This window comes from Muribaculum sp. NM65_B17 (genome assembly GCF_004793735.1).
Lineage (GTDB): Bacteria > Bacteroidota > Bacteroidia > Bacteroidales > Muribaculaceae > Muribaculum > Muribaculum gordoncarteri.
The window spans coordinates 247,420-265,343 of record NZ_SRYY01000001.1; the positions used below are offsets into that span (position 1 = coordinate 247,420).

The window sequence follows — 17,924 nt, forward strand, 5'->3', positions numbered from 1 at the left end:
ACAAATTTCTATCTACATAGCATTATGGGATAGACAATTTTATCGACGCTTCTTGCTTTTGTTGCGGTCGTTTTGGCGTGGGTCGCGGTAGGCGGGAAACAGTTTCCTGATTATATCGGGTCTATGTAATCGCTGGAGTGCCCGCGTTATTTCGGCGCGATAGGCCGGGTCATACCAAAAGAAGAATCTTCGTTGCGACTGTTTCTCTTCGGGGCGGGTGGCGCAATATACTTTCTCTCCCGTATAGGGATGGTAGCCTGTATAGTATATTTCAGTGGCCACGGTCATTGGCGTGGGCGTGAAGTCCTGCACCTGTTCGAGGTGCATGTTGAGGTCGCGTGTTTCGGCAGCGAGTTCGGCCATGTCTATTTCGTGGCATCCGGGATGTGAGGAGATGAAGTAGGGTATAAGTTGCTGCTTGAGGCCTTGTGTGCGGTTTATTCGGTCAAATATTTTCTTGAATTCATAGAACTGCTTGAACGAAGGCTTGCGCATGATGTCGAGCACGTGGTCTATTGTGTGCTCGGGCGCAACTTTGAGCCGTCCTGACACGTGACGGGTTATCAGCTCCTCATTGTAGCGGCGGTTGGTGCGGTCGATCTGCTCATTGCCCGATTCGTGCATCGACAGGTCGTAACGCACTCCGCTGCCGATGAATGATTTCTTTACCTCGGGCAGGGAATCAACGGCTTTGTATATGTCAAGCAGCGGTGCATGGTCGTTGTTGAGGTTGGGGCACGGTTTGGGATGCAGGCATGACGGGCGCATGCACTTTTCACACACCGACAGGTCACGGCCCCCCATGCGGTACATATTGGCCGACGGGCCTCCGAGATCGCTTATGTAGCCTTTGAAGTCGGCCATTCGCGTTACCTGCTTTACTTCACGCAGAATCGACTCCTTGCTTCGTGACGCAATGAATTTGCCTTGATGGGCCGAAATGGTGCAGAACGCGCATCCGCCGAAGCATCCTCTGTGCAGGTTTACTGAGTGCTTTATCATCTCCCATGCCGGAATTGTCTTGTTGCGGTAGCGCGGGTGCGGCAATCTTGTGTATGGCAGGTCGAATGACGCATCAATCTCCTTGGTGCTCATCGGAGGTAGCATGGGGTTTATCTTTACCGTTTTGTTGCCGTGAGGCTGCCAGATGGTAGCTCCGTGCATTCGGTTGGACTGTTGCTCCACATGCTTGAAATTGGTAGCCTGGCTGCGCTTGTCACGCAGGCATGTTTCAAATGAGGCAAGTATGATGTTGTCGTTGTCGGGAGCCGGCGTGACATCGGCGGGAAGCAGTAGAGCTGTTTGCGGAATGTCGGTGAGCGACGACAGTGATTCGCCGGCAGCAAGGCGGTCGGCGATTTGCGTCACGGGTATTTCGCCCATTCCATATACTATCATGTCCACAGGTGCGTCGACAAGTATCGAAGGACGCAGCCTGTCCTGCCAGTAATCGTAGTGTGACACACGGCGAAGTGATGCTTCGATGCCTCCCGCTATCACGGGAACATCGGGATAGAGCTGCTTTAATATCTGTGAATATACGATGGTCGGATAGTCGGGGCGCATTCCGGCACGGCCGTCGGGCGTGTAAGCGTCATCGCTTCTCTTGCGTCGTGCGGCGGTGTAGTGGTTTACCATCGAGTCCATCGCGCCGGCCGACACTCCGAAGAAAAGCCGTGGACGACCCAACTTTTTGAAGTCACGCAGGTCGTCGCGCCAGTTGGGCTGCGGGACTATGGCCACTCTGAGGCCGTGGGCCTGGAGCGTGCGGCCTATTACAGCGGCTCCGAATGACGGATGGTCAACGTAGGCGTCACCTGAGAAAATTATTACATCTATGTAGTCCCATCCGAGAGCTTCCACCTCCTTGGCCGAGGTCGGAAGCCATTCCGATGAGTTTCGGTAAACTGAGTCGTTCATTAATCCATGGATTTAAGTTGTTCCTCCATTTTCATTAACTCGTCACGCATTCGGGCGGCTTCCATGAACTCCATTCGCTTGGCAGCCTCTACCATTTCGCTGCGCAGTCGGGTGATGGCGCGTTGCATCTCCTCCTTGTTCATGTAAGGTATGATCGGGTCGGCCGCGATGTTGACGGTATTGGTGTACTCCTGCAGATAGGGAACGCTTTCGGCCTGATGACGCTTCTTGGGCGCATTCGACGAGGATTGACGATGCGGTGTCGAGCCGTTGTCGTCGATTTCGTCTATGCCGATTATAGCCTGACGGGCCTTGACGATTGCCTGCGGTGTTATTCCGTGCTCCTCGTTGTAGGCGAGCTGCAGTGCGCGTCGGCGTTCGGTTTCTTCGATTGTCTGACGCATGGAGTCGGTTATTTTGTCGGCATACATTATCACGGTTCCGTTCAGGTTACGTGCGGCACGACCCACAGTCTGTGTCAGCGAGCGGTGGCTGCGCAGGAATCCCTCCTTGTCGGCGTCGAGAATCGCTACCAGCGAAACCTCCGGCAAGTCGAGTCCCTCGCGAAGCAGGTTCACACCTATGAGCACATCGTAGTTTCCGGCTCGCAGGTCGTCGAGAATCCTTATGCGGTCGAGTGTGTCGACATCGCTATGTATATAGGCCGCCTTCATTCTTAGTTTGAGCATGTATTCGTTCAGCTCTTCGGCCATTCGCTTTGTGAGCGTGGTGACAAGCACGCGCTCGTTACGCTCGATGCGCAATTGTATCTCTTCGAGCAGGTCGTCGATTTGATTCAGTGACGGACGCACGCTTATCAGCGGGTCGAGAAGTCCGGTAGGGCGTATTATCTGCTCCACGATGACTCCTTCGCTCTTTTCAAGTTCATAGTCGGCCGGTGTTGCGCTGACATATATAGTCTTGTCGGTAAGCTCTTCAAATTCGTTGAATTTCAACGGACGGTTGTCGAGAGCCGATGGAAGTCGGAAGCCATACTCTACAAGGTTCATTTTACGTGACACATCACCGCCGTACATGGCCCTTATCTGAGGTATGGTGACATGGCTCTCGTCGATAATGGTGAGGAAGTCCCTCGGGAAGTAGTCGAGAAGGCAGAACGGGCGCATGCCGGGTTTTCTACCGTCGAAATAACGGCTGTAGTTTTCGATACCCGAGCAGTGGCCTATTTCGCGTATCATCTCTATGTCGTAGGTCGTGCGCTCGTAGAGTCGGCTTGCCTCAAGCTCCTTGGCTTCGCGCTTGAAATAGTTTACTTGCTCTCCGAGGTCAAGCTCCATCTGCGCTATAGCCTGTCCCACGCGCTCTCGTGATGTCACGAAGATATTGGCCGGATAGATGTTGAACCGGTCATGTGTACCGAGCGACACTCCGTCCTCGGGATGTATCGTGCTGATTGATTCGATTTCGTCACCCCAGAATATGACACGCAGCGTTATCTCCTCGTAGGCGAGGCGAATGTCTACAGTGTCACCTTTCACCCTGAAGTTGCCGCGTTGCAGGTCGATTTCGTTACGGCTGTAAAGTGCGTCGACAAGTTTGCGCAGAAACACGTTACGTGCAATCTTGTCGCCCACCTTTATGCTGACGACGCTGCTGTGGAAATCCTCGGGATTACCGATACCGTAGAGGCATGACACCGATGAAACTACTATCACATCACTTCGCCCCGACAGTAACGCCGAAATGGTGGCAAGTCGCAATTTGTCGATTTCGTCGTTTATCATCAAATCCTTCTCGATGTACTTGTCGGTTGTGGGTATGTAGGCCTCGGGCTGGTAGTAGTCGTAGTAGCTAACGAAGTACTCCACGGCGTTGTCGGGGAAAAATTGCTTGAACTCACCGTATAACTGAGCCGCGAGGGTCTTGTTGTGGCTTAATATCAGCGTAGGCTTGTTGATCTGTGCGATGACATTGGCCATCGTGAAGGTCTTTCCCGAACCGGTGACACCTAAAAGTGTCTGCGCCTTGGTGTCAGCTTTTAATCCGTCGACAAGCTCCTTTATGGCTTGGGGCTGATCGCCGGTGGGTGAATATTGTGATTCGAGCCTGAAATTCATTGTCGACTTTGATTGAGAGATTGCTAAATTACAAATTTAATGAAAATAATCGAATATGTAGGTTATTCGAGGTCGACAATGGTTATGCCCGCGCCTCCGAATTGTACATGTTCGTCGTAATAGGACTTAACGCCCGGCACAGTGTCGAGATATTGTCGCAGATATTGACGCAGAGCGCCTGTACCTGTTCCATGCAGTATCCTTACTTTACCGGCGTTGAAGCGTATCGCGTCATCAATGTAGTAGGTGAGTGCCTGGACGGCTTCGTCGACACGCATTCCTCTCACATCGATCTCCTGTTTGAAGTTGAGCTGACGCGCGCGTTGGCTGTCGGATGTCGCTCCGCTTACAATCGAGGCGTTGGCCTTGGCTCCCGATTGAGCCTGAGCAAGGGTGCGTTTCAGTCGGTCGGTCTTAACTCGTGTCTTTATCGCACCGAATGCTACAGTGGCGTTTTTGCCTTCGATTTCAAGTACTTCTCCCACGGTGCCTTGTCCGTCGAGCTTCACGTTGTCGCCCACGGCTATGGGGCGGTCATCGGAATTGCGGTTGGTCTTGACCTTCTCCTTTTTGCTCTTCGGCGCTTTTTTCAGCAGAGGATGTTCGTTGCCGTTATCGTCGAGCAGATGCTCTTTGGCCTCCTGAAGCTTCTTTCGCGCTTCGAGGGTTTTCTCTTTGTCGGCTTGCGCGCGCTTTATGTCATGGATTGTCCGCTCGATTGAAGCGTTACTGCCTTCAAGTATGCGTCGTGCTTCCTCCTTTGCGTCATTGATTATTTCACGGCGTTTTTCACGCAGTTGTGTCGCGTCTTCCTCATATTGAGCCAGTCGCTCGTCGATTTTTTTCTCCTTTTGTCGTATCGACATTCGCTTGTTCTCCCAATATCGCTTGTCGCGTGCTATGTCAAGCAGATATTTGTCCATATTGATGTAGTCGCTTCCCACTATCTGTTCGGCGTCGGTTATGATGACCTCGGGCAGGCCTATCTTGCGCGCTATCTCCACCGCAAATGAACTTCCGGGATTACCTATCGACAGCTTGAACATAGGCTGCATCAGGTGCCGGTCGTAGAGCATAGAGCCGTTTATGAGTCCGTCGGTGTCCTCGGCGAAGTGCTTCAGATTCTGGAAGTGTGTAGTTATCACACCGCGAATGTGCTTGTCGTTGAATTGCTTCAAAATGGCCTGTGCTATGGCTCCACCTATCTGAGGTTCAGTGCCGGCTCCGAACTCATCGATTAGGATGAGAGTGCTTTGTTTTCCCTTGGCAAGGAAATACTTCATGTTGCGCAGGTGGGAGCTGTAGGTACTGAGGTCGTCCTCGATTGACTGGTCGTCGCCTATGTCTACGAATATGTCATCGAATATGCCTACGTGGGAGTTTTCATACAGTGGTGGTAACATTCCGCACTGCGCCATGTACTGCACTATGCCTACGGTCTTAAGGCATACCGACTTGCCTCCGGCATTGGGACCTGAGATAATCAGTATGCGATTAGTGCCCGAGAGCGTTATGTCGAGCGGAACTATCTCTTTGCCTTGACGGCGTAGCGACAGCAGTAGCACCGGGTGAGTGGCGTGATACCATTCGATTTCGGGCTCTTGCTCCAATACGGGAAGATTGGCTTCTATCTCGCGGGCAAACAGAGCCTTGGCGTGGATGAAGTCGATTTCGCCTACGATTGTCAGGCTCGACAATATGTCGTCGGCGTGGGGGCGCAGGTCGTCGGCTATCGACATGAGTATGCGTGTTATCTCGCGACGCTCCTCCATCTGCAACTCGCGTATTCGGTTGTTGGCCTCCACGATTTCAGCCGGTTCGATGTATATCGTCTTGCCTGAAGCCGACTCGTCATGCACAATTCCGTTGATGCGACGCTTGTTCATCGGGGCAACGGGTATTACCAGTCGGCCGTCACGCATCGACGGAGTGGTGTCGGCCTCGATGTAACCCGACTGCACGGCACGGGCAATCACTTTGCGCATCATCGAGTTTATCGCTCCCGATGTTGAGGCAAGTTGCGAGCGAATGTTCCGCAGTTCGGTCGACGCATTGTCCTTGACATTTCCGAATCGGTCGATGACGCGGTCGATGAGCGATATTATTTCGGGAAACGGTTCAAGGCGTGAGGCTACCGAGTCGAGATGCGGGTATTGTGAGCCGTTCTCTCCGCGTTTGCTGCTGAAAAATCGTGACAATTCGGCCACCGTGCCAAGCGATTGGCGCACTTGCAGCAGGTCGGGAGCCGATATGAATGTTCCGGGAATGCGTATCGAAGCTATGTGACGGCTCACATCATGCAGCCCCGACAGCGGAAAATCATCGCCTGAATAGATGATTTCAACCATCTCGGATGTTGAGTTGAGCTTGTGTTTCACGACATCGAAATCGGTCGAAAAGCACATGTCGTCACAGAAAGCAGTGCCGAGAGTCGAAAGACATTTCTCCTTCAACAGCCCGCGCACTGTGTTGAATCCTATTTTGTTCTCAAATGAATCGGGATATATCACTGTACTATACGTATAATTTATGCAAAGTTATGAATTTTACCGCTATTTTCAATGAAGGCTGTTGATGTTGGGTGGAGGTTGAGCGTCATTTAATGTTAGAATTAAGATATTTTCAATTATATGAAATGTTTTGGACATTAAAAGTTTTTTATTCACGATGCCAAATGCTACCTTTGCAGTCAATATGGAAAAGTATGCCGAAATTGATGGCGTGAAAGTACACTACACGGTAGAAGGCGAAGGGAAGCCGCTCATCCTCATGCATGGCTGGGGATGCAACACGACTACACTCGCATCGGTCGAGAAGGTTGCGCTTGAAAGCCACAAAGTATATAATATCGACTTTCCCGGTCATGGCAAGTCGCAGGAGCCCGGTGAGGTGTGGGGCATTGAGCGTTACACCCGGGTTTTGGAAGAGATTATAAACCGCGAGGGCATTGAACGCCCGTCGCTTCTCGGACATTCGTTTGGCGGTCGAGTGGGGATTCTCTATTCATCGCGTCATGACGATGTCGACAAGCTCATTCTTGTAGATGCCGCCGGTGTAAAGCCCCGCCGTTCGATGAAATATTACGTTAAAGTATATTCTTATAAAGCGTGGAAGAGGTTGCTCTACATGTCGCTCGGCCGTGAAAAGGCTGAGAAGAAGCTTGATGCCTATCGCAGCAAGGTGGGTTCAAGCGACTATGCCCAGGCTTCACCGATGATGCGCGCCATACTCAGCAAGGTCGTTAACGAAGACCTCAAGAGCGTGATGCCGTCGATCAAGGCCGAAACATTGCTTGTGTGGGGCGAAAATGACACGGCAACTCCGCTTTCCGACGCCAAGTATATGGAGAAGCACATTCCCAATGCCGGGCTTGTGTCGTTTCCCGGATGCGGACATTACAGTTTCCTTGACAATCCTTATCAATTTGCTGCGGTGTTGCGCAGTTTCCTAAATTCATGATTTTATTATGATAGATTTCAGCATTATATTCGTGATTACGTTGCTGGTCGCAGGCGTGGTCAATCTTTTCTACGAGTTTAAGCGTGACCTCATGATGTATCAGCAAAACAGCTACCGTAACGAGCGTTACATGCGCTGGCTGTCGACAAGCGGTGACACAACTTCGCTTGTGAGGTTGCTGACCTATATCGCCATAATGGTGATGCTTGTGCCGCAGCTGTCGTATATGTTCTGTTGCTGTGTGGCGTTGATTCCGCTGTGCATCAATGTAGGCAAGCTGATAGTGGCGCGTTATAAGAAGCCTCTCGTGTGGACCAACCGCGTAAAGCGCATCTTCGCTGTCGCATCGTTACTGTCGGTAGGCATCTGTGTCGCCGCATGGTTTATATGGAAGAGCTGGTATGTAGTCGATGTGGCTCTCCTGGTTATATTCGCGATGTCGCATGCAATCATTATGCTGTCGGGAATATTGCTCAAGCCTGTTGAGGCGTCGATTAACAGGAAGTATTACAATGAGGCGGCTTCGATTCTGAGATCGATGCCCGACCTGACTGTGATAGGCGTGACCGGAAGTTACGGAAAGACGAGCACCAAGCACTATCTCAACCGAATACTCAGTGAGAAATACGATGTGTTGATGACTCCCGGAAGCTATAACACGACTATGGGAGTGATACGCACAGTGCGTGAGATGATGAAGCCCTACAATGAAATATTTATCTGCGAGATGGGTGCCAAAAACATAGGTGACATAAAGGAGATATGCGACCTCGTGCATCCGACGATAGGTATTGTGACGGCTGTAGGCGAGCAACATCTCGAATCGTTCAAGACCATAGAGAATGTGCAGCGCACCAAGTTTGAGCTTGTCGACTCGTTGCCCGAAAACGGCCTTGCGGTAATAAACGATGATTTCCCCTTTGCCGCATCGCGCAAAGTCGACAATGTAAAGGCTCTACGATATGCAGTGAGGGCAGTAGACAATGCCGATTACCGTGTAACATCGGTGGTGTACGACGAAACCGGCACAAGCTTCTCTATGCAGGGCCCTGAAGGAGAATTTTCATTCCACACAAGACTTGTAGGGGAGTGCAACATCTCCAACCTCATGGGCGCTGTCATTGTGGCCCTCTATCTAAAGGTTCCTGTTGATAAGATACAGTATGCCATATCCAAAATCGAGCAGGTTGAGCATCGACTTAACCTTAAGCGCACCCCCGGTGGAATTACGATCATTGACGATGCGTTTAATTCCAATCCAACCGGCTCAAAAATGGCACTTGATGTGCTTGCCGGAATGACAAAGGGCAAGCGTATAGTAATAACCCCCGGAATGATAGAGCTCGGCGACAAGCAACATGAGTATAATGCCGAACTCGGACGACACATCGCGGCTTCGACCGATGTCGCCATAATTGTTGGCGAGTACAACCGTGACGCTATTCTTGAGGGATTAAAGTCGGCCGATATGCCCGAAGAGAAGGTTAAAGTGGTGGATTCGTTCAAAGAAGCGCAGATTGTGCTCGGCTCGATGGTAAAGCCGGGCGACACGGTGCTGTATGAAAACGATCTTCCCGATACATTCAAATAATAGAACAAACGTAATAAAACATAAAATATAGGATGAAAACAAACATAGGAGTATTTTTTGGCGGACGCTCTACCGAACATGAGATATCGGTTATATCGGCTTCGCAGGCAATGCATGCAATCAACCGTGACAAATATGATGTTACGCCCATATATATAACCAAGCAGGGTCAATGGTACACAGGTGACGCTCTTTTCGATGTCGCCAATTATCGCGATGTACCCGCTTTGTTGAAACAGTGTGAGCCCGTCTACATGGAGCCTGTGTATGGCGACTATAATCTGTATAAGAGAAATCGCAAGATGTTTGGCTCGCCCATTGTTACCAAGCTTGATGTGGTAATACCGGTTCTCCACGGCTCCAATGGCGAGGACGGTATATTTGAGGGCGTGCTTGAGTCGATAGGTATCCCCTTTGCCGGCTGTGACACGTTGTCAAGCGCCAACGGCATGGATAAGATAACCATGAAGATGATAATGCAGGCATGCGACATTCCTGTAGTCGATTACGTGTGGTTTACCGACAAGGAGTGGTTTGGCCGCCGAGATGAACTCATAAAGAAGATTGAGGACAAACTCGGATACCCTGTGATTGTGAAACCCGCCAATCTCGGATCGAGCGTGGGTATAAGCCGCGTGGCCAACCGCGAGGAGCTGATCGAGAAGGTTGATGTAGCTGAAAAATACTCGACCCGCATAATCGTAGAGCACATGGTCGACAACCTTAAGGAGATCAATTGCTCGGTTCTGGGTGACTGTGACGATTATCAGACATCGGTGTGCGAGGAGCCCATCAAGAGCGGTGAGATTCTCTCGTATGAGGACAAATACATGGGCGGTACAAAGAGCGCAAAGGGAATGCAGGCTTCACAGAAGCGAATCCCGGCCGACCTGCCGGTGGAGATGAGCGACCGCATACGCTTCCTTGCCGGTGAAACATTCCGCGTGTTGTCATGTCACGGTGTGAGCCGAGTTGACGTTATTGTCGACGATGACACAAAGGAGATATATGTCAACGAGATAAACACAATTCCCGGTTCGCTGTCATTCTACCTGTGGGAGGCTACGGGAATTCCGTTTGACAAGCTGATGGATCGTCTTGTACAGCTTGCTTTGAAGCGCAAGCGTGAACAAGGCATGAAGACGGTAAGCTACGACCAGAACATTTTCAGTCTTGGAGGCGGCGTGAAAGGCGCAAAAGGAGTCAAGTCAAAAGGTTGATTTTTTGCAGTTGCAAGAAAAAATGTGTGATGAAGTTGCAATAATCAAATGTTTTATGTAATTTTGCACTCGCTTTATGCATCTTGATAACAAATAAAACAATTATAAAACGATGAAAAGAACGTTTCAACCCTCTAACAGAAAAAGAGTTAACAAGCACGGATTCCGTGAACGTATGTCTACACCCGATGGCCGCAAGGTTCTCGCTCGTCGTCGTGCAAAGGGTCGTGCTCATCTTACAGTAAGCGACACTATCGCTCGCAAATAATACTGTAGCCACCTAAACAACACGGGGCCGCATTTAATGCGGCCCCGTGTTGTTTTATGCCTCGTATGAATAAATGTAAAAATATTTTTTGTACTTTTGTGAAGTAAAAAAGATTATCTGTTATGCCACAAGTTTCACAACGAGGAACCATTATGCCGGCATCGCCTATCAGGCGTCTTGTGCCCCTCGCTAATGCTGCAAAGAATCGCGGTGTTAAAGTTTATCATTTGAATATAGGACAGCCCGATGTGCCCACCCCCGAGGAGGGTCTTGAGGCTCTTAAGCATATTGACCGAAAAGTTCTCGAATACAGCCCTTCCGACGGATTGTTGTCGTTGCGTGAAAAGCTGAAGCAATATTACGGAACCTACAACATTGATGTTGAAGTCGACGACATAATAGTCACTACAGGCGGTTCCGAGGCTGTGCTTTTTGCCTTTATGGCCTGTCTTGACCCGGGCGACGAGATAATCGTTCCGGAACCTGCCTATGCCAACTACATGGCGTTTGCAATTTCAGCCGGCGCGAAGATTGTCACTGTGCCGTCTAGCATCGACGAAGGATTTGCATTGCCTCCTGTTGAAAAGTTTGAGGAGCTGATAACTCCCAAGACCAAGGGCATACTTATATGCAACCCCAACAACCCCACGGGCTATCTCTACACGATGAAAGAGATGCTTCAGATAAGGGACCTGGTCAAGAAACACGACTTGTTCCTGTTCTCCGATGAGGTGTATCGCGAGTTCTGCTACACGGGAGCTCCTTACATCTCGGCATTCCATCTGCCCGACATCGAGGAGCAGGTTGTGCTCATCGATTCGGTGTCGAAGCGATATAACGAATGTGGAATACGCATAGGTGCGCTGATTACCAAGCACAAGGAGCTTAAGAAGAATGTGATGAAGTTCTGTCAGGCTCGCCTCAGTCCTCCATTGTTGGGACAGATTGTCGCCGAAGCGTCAATCGACACCCCCAAGTCCTATATGCTCGCCACCTACAATGAGTATGTTGAAAGACGTAAATTCCTCATCGACCAGTTGAACAAGATCCCCGGGTGCTACACCCCCATACCCATGGGTGCATTCTATACGGTGGTCAAGCTTCCGGTTGATGACGCCGACAAATTCTGTGAATGGTGTCTTGAAAGTTTCGATTACGAAGGACAGACGGTATTCATGGCTCCGGCCTCGGGCTTTTATACAACTGAAGGCATGGGGCGCAATGAAGTCCGCATGGCCTACGTGCTTTGCAAGGAAGAGCTTGCCAAGGCCATAAAGGTGCTTGAAGAGGCCCTGAAGGCTTACCCCGGACGCACTATATGAGTTATGAGCTTCTGATAGCACGGCGCTTGCGCTTCAAGGACGACGGCTCGTCGGGAGTGTCGCCGAGTATCGTCATCGCTATTGCCGGCATCGCGTTGTCGCTTGTCATCATGATGACGGCGATGTGTGTCGTGCTCGGATTTAAGAACGAAATACGCAGCAAGGTCATGGGCTTTGACGCCCATGTCATGATATTGCCCGGATTGGCCGACGAATATGAAAGCCAGTCCGGACTGCTTTCTTTTACGCCCGAACTTCGTGAAGTGATAGATGACACCAAGGCTTTTGCCTCGGCGGCTCTTGTGCTTGAACAACCGGGCATATTTAAGACTGATACCGACTATCAGGGTGTTGTCGTAAAGGGTATGCAACCGGGTGCCGCGTGGGATTTTGTCAAGAGCAACCTTGTTGAAGGGTGTGTTCCCGATTACAGTGACGATTCTGATAAAAATCGTGTAGTCATATCACGCAGCATGGCCGATGCTCTGAATCTTGGAGTCGACGACCGCATAAACGCATATTTTTTCACCGGCAACGCCGTGCGTGCGCGACGACTTGACATAGCCGGAATATATGACACGCATTTCAGCGACTACGACAAGCTCTATGTGTTCGGCTCATTGCCTTTGACTCAAGGATTGAACTCGGCCGATGTATCGGCCGGAAGCCGAATCGAACTGCGTGTCAACGATGAGAATAAGATTGACGATGACGCTCTCTTGCTGCAGAATGCAATGATGCGAGCCTCCTACAATGGATTGCTCGACGGAATGTACCGTATAAACAGTGTGCATAACACCGGAATGATGTATTTCAACTGGTTGGAACTGCTAGACACCAATGTGGTTGTGATACTTGTGCTGATGACCCTCGTGTCGGGTTTCACGCTTATATCAAGCCTGTTCATAATAATTCTTGAAAGGGTCAACATGATAGGAATCCTGAAAGCCCTCGGTGCCACCAACGGCGAGGTCAGGCGCATATTCATCTATCTCGTGCAGCGGCTCGTGCTGTGGGGAATGCTTGCCGGAAATGCGGTGGGCATAACTTTCCTGGTGTTGCAGAGGCACTATCATCTGCTCCCCCTGGACCCCGATGCCTACTACCTCAATTATGTGCCTGTTGAAATAAACTGGTGGTATATACTTGCACTGAATGTGGGTGTATTTGTGGTTTCATGGCTTATGGTGTTGGCCCCAAGCCACATGGTGTCGACCATATCGCCATCGCAATCCATCAGATATGAATAAATGATACATTTATATGACCCATTTAATGTTATAAATTGTTGTAAATTTGTTAACATAAGGAATTTTGAAAATTTTACACTATCTTTGTAGATGTATTTAACTTAAAGTATGACGAAACAAATTGATATCGTACCACTTGTAATCGAGGGAATCAGAAACCGAAAAGGTAAGAAGATAACTATTGTGGATATGAGCGAAATAGATGGAGCCTCTACCAATAAATTCATAATCTGTCAAGGTTCATCCATTATGCAGGTCGCATCAATAGCTGACAGCGTGCGCGAATATTTGCAAGAACAGGAAGGCATAAAGCCCTATAACTACGATGGCTATCAGAATGCGCAGTGGATAGTAATCGACTACGGCGATGTATTTGTTCATGTATTTCTTCCCGATGTACGTGAGCACTACAACCTTGAGGAGCTGTGGAGCGATGCCGCAATTACCGAAGTCCCCGATCTGGACTGATACCCCTGATTAATAATTAAAACATCACAAACATCAAGACTTCCGCATGGAACCCAATAACAATAAAAAGAAGACGATAAAGTTCAGCATGTACTGGATGTATGCCTTTGTCGGGCTCTTTCTTGTCGGGATGCTCTACCTTGACGACAATTCAATCACCAAGGATGTAAGCTATTCCGACTTTGAAAAGTATGTCACCGAAGGTGGCGTTGACAAAATTGTGGTATACTCCAATAAAAATGAAGCCGAGGCGTTTCTCACCGATTCGCTTGCATCAAAGATATTCCATAAGTCGCAGTACACTCAGGGCTCCGGTCAGGAGGCCAAGATTGTAACTTCGATTCCGAGTGCCGATAAGCTTCAGGACAAGATTGAGCAGTGGCAGGAGGAGGGCGTGTTTTCGGGCGATGTAAAGTTTGAGAAGAGCAGCGATTTCACATCGCTGATATGGTCATTCGGCCCCATATTGCTGCTTATTGTTTTCTGGTTCTTCATCATGAAGCGCATGTCGGGCAAGGACGGCGGAAGCGGCGGTGTATTCAGCGTGGGCAAGTCAAAGGCTCAGATATTTGACAAAGACGGGCCTATTCAGGTGACATTCAAGGATGTCGCCGGATTGTCGGAGGCAAAGACCGAAGTGGAGGAGATTGTCGAGTTCCTTAAGAATCCTCAGCGTTACACCGATCTGGGAGGAAAAATTCCCAAAGGCGCGTTGCTTGTAGGCCCTCCCGGAACCGGTAAGACCCTTCTTGCCAAGGCTGTGGCCGGAGAGGCCAATGTGCCGTTCTTCTCAATGTCGGGTTCTGACTTCGTGGAGATGTTTGTCGGCGTGGGTGCTTCGCGTGTGCGTGACCTCTTCCGTCAGGCCAAAGAGAAGGCCCCGTGTATCGTGTTTATCGATGAAATCGATGCCGTGGGTCGTGCCCGTGGCCGTAATCCAAATATGGGAGCCAACGACGAGCGTGAGAATACGCTTAACCAGCTGCTCACCGAGATGGACGGATTCGGCTCCAACAGCGGTGTCATAATACTTGCCGCCACCAACCGTGCCGACATTCTCGACAAGGCGTTGATGCGTGCCGGCCGATTTGACCGACAGATTTATGTCGACCTGCCCGACTTGAACGACCGAGTGGCCATATTCAATGTCCACTTGCGTAAAATCAAGACCGACGACTCGCTCGATGTCGAGCTGCTTGCCCGCCAGACTCCCGGATTTTCGGGTGCCGACATAGCCAATGTATGTAACGAGGCTGCCCTTATTGCCGCCCGTCACAACAAGCACTGTGTACAGAAGCAGGATTTCAATGATGCTGTCGACCGTATAATCGGCGGTCTTGAGAAGCGTTCCAAGATCACGACCGATGAAGAGAAACACGCAATTGCTATACACGAAGCAGGTCATGCGACTATATCTTGGCATCTGCGTTATGCAAGTCCGCTCATAAAGGTGACAATCGTGCCTCGCGGCAAGGCTCTCGGAGCTGCCTGGTATCTTCCCGAAGAGCGTCAGATCACACCTTCGGAAGCACTTCTTGATGAAATGTGTTCTACCCTTGGCGGTCGTGCCGCCGAAGAGCTTTTCCTCGGACGCATCTCTACCGGAGCAGCCAACGACCTTGAACGTGTGACTAAGCTCGCCTATGCAATGGTGGCATATTACGGAATGAGCGACAAGCTGCCCAATCTCTGTTACTATGATTCATCGGGTCAGGATTACGGATTCTCCAAGCCTTATAGCGAGGAGCGGGCAAAGAACATTGACGCCGAGGTGTCGCGCATCATAAACGAGCAATATGAGAGAGCCAAGGAGATTCTGCGTCAGCATGCTTCGGGGCATGCCGAGCTGGCCAATGTACTCATAACACGAGAGGTGATATACACCGAGGATGTAGAGCATATATTCGGTAAGCGTCCCTGGGTGTCACGCACCGATGAGATATTTGCTTCGCGACAAATAGCCGAGGGCGATAAAGCGGAGCCGGAGGATGTCAAGCATGACGAGCCGGCAGCAGTTGAGCCGGATAAACAGCCCGATGCCGACAATGCCGACCAAGCATCAGACAGTGGCGAAAATGACAATAAGCCTCTGCCTCCCACGATGCCTCCGGTGCCTAAAAAGTAGCAAAAACTTTCCTTTTGGTATATAACCGCGACAAAAGATTTTGCCGCGGTTTTTTTATCGGTGAATCTTACGTATATTTGTAGTATATTTTCAGTGTATGAAGCGACTTTCTATTCTTTTGCTTTTGTCTGCAAGTATGTTGTGGCTCAATGCTGCTTCAACTGATGTCGTAGCTGACTCCATACCTGGAAATGAAAGGACGGCCTATGCCGATTCGCTAAGCATATTGAACTGGGCGCCGGGCTGGGCTAAGGAATATCTTAACAGCCTTATGCGCGGAAATGTCGACCGCACACATGAGCGAAAACTCGACCTCTCATTTGCCGTCACGCCATCCTATACACGTGAAGCCGGATTCGGTATAGGCGGAGCCGCCACGGGATTGTATCGTGTGAACCGATTGGACTCGGTGATGCCTCCGTCCGATGTTTTCCTCTCGATCAATGCGTCGCTCAACGGTTTTTATGTGCTCACCCTTAAAGGAAATAATCTGTTTGCCGACCAACGGTCACGCCTCTCCTATAAGCTTGAATTGTATCGCAAGGCACTCGACTTTTGGGGAATAACATCGGAAGAAACCGCCAAGAATTCCAAATCCAAGTATGACCGACGACAGATTGACCTCAAGGCCGAGTATGTCTATCGCATGATGCGCAATTTCTACTTTGGCATAGAGGTGCATGCCGATTATACCGACGCGCGTAACATGGCCAATCCCGAGTATCTGCTCGGCGAGCGTCCACAATTCTATGTCACCGGAGTGGGGCTTTCGTTTGAATATGATTCGCGTGACAATCTGATTACTCCCACGCGAGGATTGCACATTGCCTATAAGCCTATGATTTATCCTGTGTGGATGGGAAATGCTCCGACAACGTTCTATAGCCACACAGTTATTATCAACGGCTATGTGGGATTGTGGAAAGGCGCACTGCTTGCCGGTGACTGGTATATGAAGCTAAATAGCTCGAATTCGCCGTGGACTATGCGTGAAATGGTGGCTTCCGACGGCATAAGAATGCGCGGTTACTATATGGGCTCCTACATCGACAATAACCAGATAGCGGCTCAGATAGAGTATCGACAGAATCTGTGGAAACGTATAGGCATAACAATCTGGGGTGGTGGGGCTACAGTGTTTTCATCGTTCCAGGAGTTCAAGGATAAGGACATCCGCCCTGAATGGCTGTATAATTATGGCATAGGTCTGCGATTTGAGTTCAAGCACAATGTCAACGCACGCATCGACTACGGCTTTGGCAAGCACACATCAGGCCTCGTTTTTGCAATCGGCGAAGCATTCTGACCCTCTTCTAAATGTTTGTGGGTAATTAGTTAGCGGCGATTCATAGTCCGCTGATAATTGCATTGCGTAATTCTGACAGCTCTTCTTCAGCTGTAATCTTGCCACTATGAATGTATTTAATAACGCCATCTTTGCCTATTACTATATTCAAAGGCATTATTCCGCTTTTTGCATATTTACTATTTGCAAGCCGATTTGTGTCAAGATATGTCGTTTGTGATAAGTGATGCCATTTGCTGCCATGTGTGCTTTTGAAGAATTTTTCCAATTCCGATTCAGTTGAGTCAATACATATAGGGACAAACTTGAATATTGGAATATCCTTAAACTCATTGGCTATTGACGGTATAAATTCTTCCTTAAGCTCTATTAGGCAATTGCCGCACCAAGTTGCCCAAAATGATAATAGATAGCAATTCCCGGGAACTATAAAGTCGGTAATAACAGAGTTGTCAGCGTATTTTGCAAGATTGATTTGTGGAGCTTTATCATTTATTGAAACGACAGTTACATTTGTCGTGTGATTTTTAATGATATGCCTAACGTTTTTTCTATTGCGCTTATTTCCTCTTCCGATCGTTTCTTTATGATGTAACCACCATTTATCGAATCAAGATAATGAGTCATCGGAAGGTCTGTTTCTATGACGGTCAGGCTGTCATACTCTATTTTTAGGGTGCTATATTTTAGACTGTCAGGAGTTGACATCCATAAACTTTCAGGGACTTCGGTCTTACCTATGAAATATCGTGTCGGAGTAATTGCCATTGATATGTTCCATGACAATGCAATAATGAATGATAGTATAAAATTTTTCATTTAAATGGTGATAACGAGCAAATATACTAATAAATGCTTGGACAATAAAAAAACTGTACCGAATTTTCGGTACAGTTTTTTATTGTAGAATGTGGCCG

At 49.3% G+C, this 17,924-nt stretch carries 14 protein-coding genes; 9 read left to right on the plus strand and 5 right to left on the minus strand.

The genetic code is table 11. The features are described 5' to 3' along the window. Positions 1-39: 39 nt before the first annotated feature. The 3 genes from E5354_RS01125 to E5354_RS01135 all read right to left on the minus strand — a co-directional run bounded on the left by E5354_RS01125 (position 40) and on the right by E5354_RS01135 (position 6,508). On the minus strand, positions 40-1,920 hold the full coding sequence (locus tag E5354_RS01125; RefSeq protein ID WP_135946124.1) for a YgiQ family radical SAM protein: 1,881 nt from the start codon (positions 1,918-1,920) through the stop codon (positions 40-42). Further along, the gene (gene uvrB, locus E5354_RS01130) at positions 1,920-3,998 is read right to left on the minus strand and encodes an excinuclease ABC subunit UvrB (protein WP_135946125.1); all 2,079 of its coding nucleotides are present in this window, start codon (positions 3,996-3,998) and stop codon (positions 1,920-1,922) included. Before uvrB ends, E5354_RS01125 begins: the two co-directional genes overlap by 1 nt. A gap of 62 nt (positions 3,999-4,060) precedes the next feature. Further along, a complete protein-coding gene (locus E5354_RS01135; protein ID WP_135946126.1) occupies positions 4,061-6,508 on the minus strand; it encodes an endonuclease MutS2 in 2,448 nt (815 codons plus the stop codon). 184 nt (positions 6,509-6,692) lie between these two features. On the opposite strand from E5354_RS01135, the gene E5354_RS01140 reads away from it, so the two are divergent. From E5354_RS01140 to E5354_RS01180, 9 genes are all read left to right on the plus strand, one after another. Beyond that, the gene (locus E5354_RS01140; RefSeq protein ID WP_135946311.1) at positions 6,693-7,457 is read left to right on the plus strand and encodes an alpha/beta fold hydrolase; all 765 of its coding nucleotides are present in this window, start codon (positions 6,693-6,695) and stop codon (positions 7,455-7,457) included. Positions 7,458-7,464: 7 nt separating this feature from the next. Beyond that, a complete protein-coding gene (locus E5354_RS01145) occupies positions 7,465-9,048 on the plus strand; it encodes a UDP-N-acetylmuramoyl-tripeptide--D-alanyl-D-alanine ligase (RefSeq protein WP_135946127.1) in 1,584 nt (527 codons plus the stop codon). 32 nt (positions 9,049-9,080) lie between these two features. After that, a complete protein-coding gene (locus E5354_RS01150; protein WP_123395840.1) occupies positions 9,081-10,268 on the plus strand; it encodes a D-alanine--D-alanine ligase family protein in 1,188 nt (395 codons plus the stop codon). 112 nt (positions 10,269-10,380) lie between these two features. Continuing rightward, positions 10,381-10,536, plus strand: coding sequence for a 50S ribosomal protein L34 (gene rpmH, locus E5354_RS01155; protein ID WP_121698333.1), 156 nt, complete (start codon positions 10,381-10,383; stop codon positions 10,534-10,536). A gap of 122 nt (positions 10,537-10,658) precedes the next feature. Then, positions 10,659-11,858 (plus strand): pyridoxal phosphate-dependent aminotransferase, encoded by a 1,200-nt coding sequence (locus E5354_RS01160; RefSeq protein ID WP_123395839.1) that lies wholly within the window; start codon positions 10,659-10,661, stop codon positions 11,856-11,858. Next, positions 11,855-13,108: an ABC transporter permease gene (locus E5354_RS01165; RefSeq protein ID WP_135946128.1), complete on the plus strand. Its 1,254-nt coding sequence runs from the start codon at positions 11,855-11,857 to the stop codon at positions 13,106-13,108. The genes E5354_RS01160 and E5354_RS01165 overlap by 4 nt, the downstream gene beginning before the upstream one ends. A 108-nt stretch (positions 13,109-13,216) precedes the next feature. Then, positions 13,217-13,576 (plus strand): ribosome silencing factor, encoded by a 360-nt coding sequence (gene rsfS / locus E5354_RS01170; protein WP_135946129.1) that lies wholly within the window; start codon positions 13,217-13,219, stop codon positions 13,574-13,576. A gap of 46 nt (positions 13,577-13,622) precedes the next feature. After that, complete coding sequence (ftsH, locus tag E5354_RS01175) at positions 13,623-15,701, plus strand: ATP-dependent zinc metalloprotease FtsH (RefSeq protein ID WP_123395836.1); 2,079 nt, start codon at positions 13,623-13,625, stop codon at positions 15,699-15,701. Positions 15,702-15,798: 97 nt separating this feature from the next. After that, positions 15,799-17,007: a BamA/TamA family outer membrane protein gene (locus E5354_RS01180; RefSeq protein WP_123395835.1), complete on the plus strand. Its 1,209-nt coding sequence runs from the start codon at positions 15,799-15,801 to the stop codon at positions 17,005-17,007. 40 nt (positions 17,008-17,047) lie between these two features. Here the strand turns inward: E5354_RS01180 and E5354_RS01185 are convergent, their stop codons facing one another. Then, a complete protein-coding gene (locus E5354_RS01185) occupies positions 17,048-17,584 on the minus strand; it encodes a TlpA family protein disulfide reductase (RefSeq protein ID WP_123395834.1) in 537 nt (178 codons plus the stop codon). Then, the gene (locus tag E5354_RS01190; protein WP_135946130.1) at positions 17,515-17,826 is read right to left on the minus strand and encodes a hypothetical protein; all 312 of its coding nucleotides are present in this window, start codon (positions 17,824-17,826) and stop codon (positions 17,515-17,517) included. Before E5354_RS01190 ends, E5354_RS01185 begins: the two co-directional genes overlap by 70 nt. Between the last annotated feature and the right edge of the window lie 98 nt (positions 17,827-17,924).

What these genes read in the sequence shown, in the direction of transcription:
- E5354_RS01125 (WP_135946124.1), bottom strand. Translation starts at nt 1,920, where the DNA reads ATGAACGACTCAGTTTACCGAAACTCATCGGAATGGCTTCCGACCTCG.
- uvrB (WP_135946125.1), bottom strand. Translation starts at nt 3,998, where the DNA reads ATGAATTTCAGGCTCGAATCACAATATTCACCCACCGGCGATCAGCCC.
- E5354_RS01140 (WP_135946311.1), top strand. Translation starts at nt 6,693, where the DNA reads ATGGAAAAGTATGCCGAAATTGATGGCGTGAAAGTACACTACACGGTA.
- E5354_RS01145 (WP_135946127.1), top strand. Translation starts at nt 7,465, where the DNA reads ATGATAGATTTCAGCATTATATTCGTGATTACGTTGCTGGTCGCAGGC.
- E5354_RS01150 (WP_123395840.1), top strand. Translation starts at nt 9,081, where the DNA reads ATGAAAACAAACATAGGAGTATTTTTTGGCGGACGCTCTACCGAACAT.
- rpmH (WP_121698333.1), top strand. Translation starts at nt 10,381, where the DNA reads ATGAAAAGAACGTTTCAACCCTCTAACAGAAAAAGAGTTAACAAGCAC.
- E5354_RS01160 (WP_123395839.1), top strand. Translation starts at nt 10,659, where the DNA reads ATGCCACAAGTTTCACAACGAGGAACCATTATGCCGGCATCGCCTATC.
- E5354_RS01165 (WP_135946128.1), top strand. Translation starts at nt 11,855, where the DNA reads ATGAGTTATGAGCTTCTGATAGCACGGCGCTTGCGCTTCAAGGACGAC.
- rsfS (WP_135946129.1), top strand. Translation starts at nt 13,217, where the DNA reads ATGACGAAACAAATTGATATCGTACCACTTGTAATCGAGGGAATCAGA.
- ftsH (WP_123395836.1), top strand. Translation starts at nt 13,623, where the DNA reads ATGGAACCCAATAACAATAAAAAGAAGACGATAAAGTTCAGCATGTAC.
- E5354_RS01180 (WP_123395835.1), top strand. Translation starts at nt 15,799, where the DNA reads ATGAAGCGACTTTCTATTCTTTTGCTTTTGTCTGCAAGTATGTTGTGG.
- E5354_RS01190 (WP_135946130.1), bottom strand. Translation starts at nt 17,826, where the DNA reads ATGAAAAATTTTATACTATCATTCATTATTGCATTGTCATGGAACATA.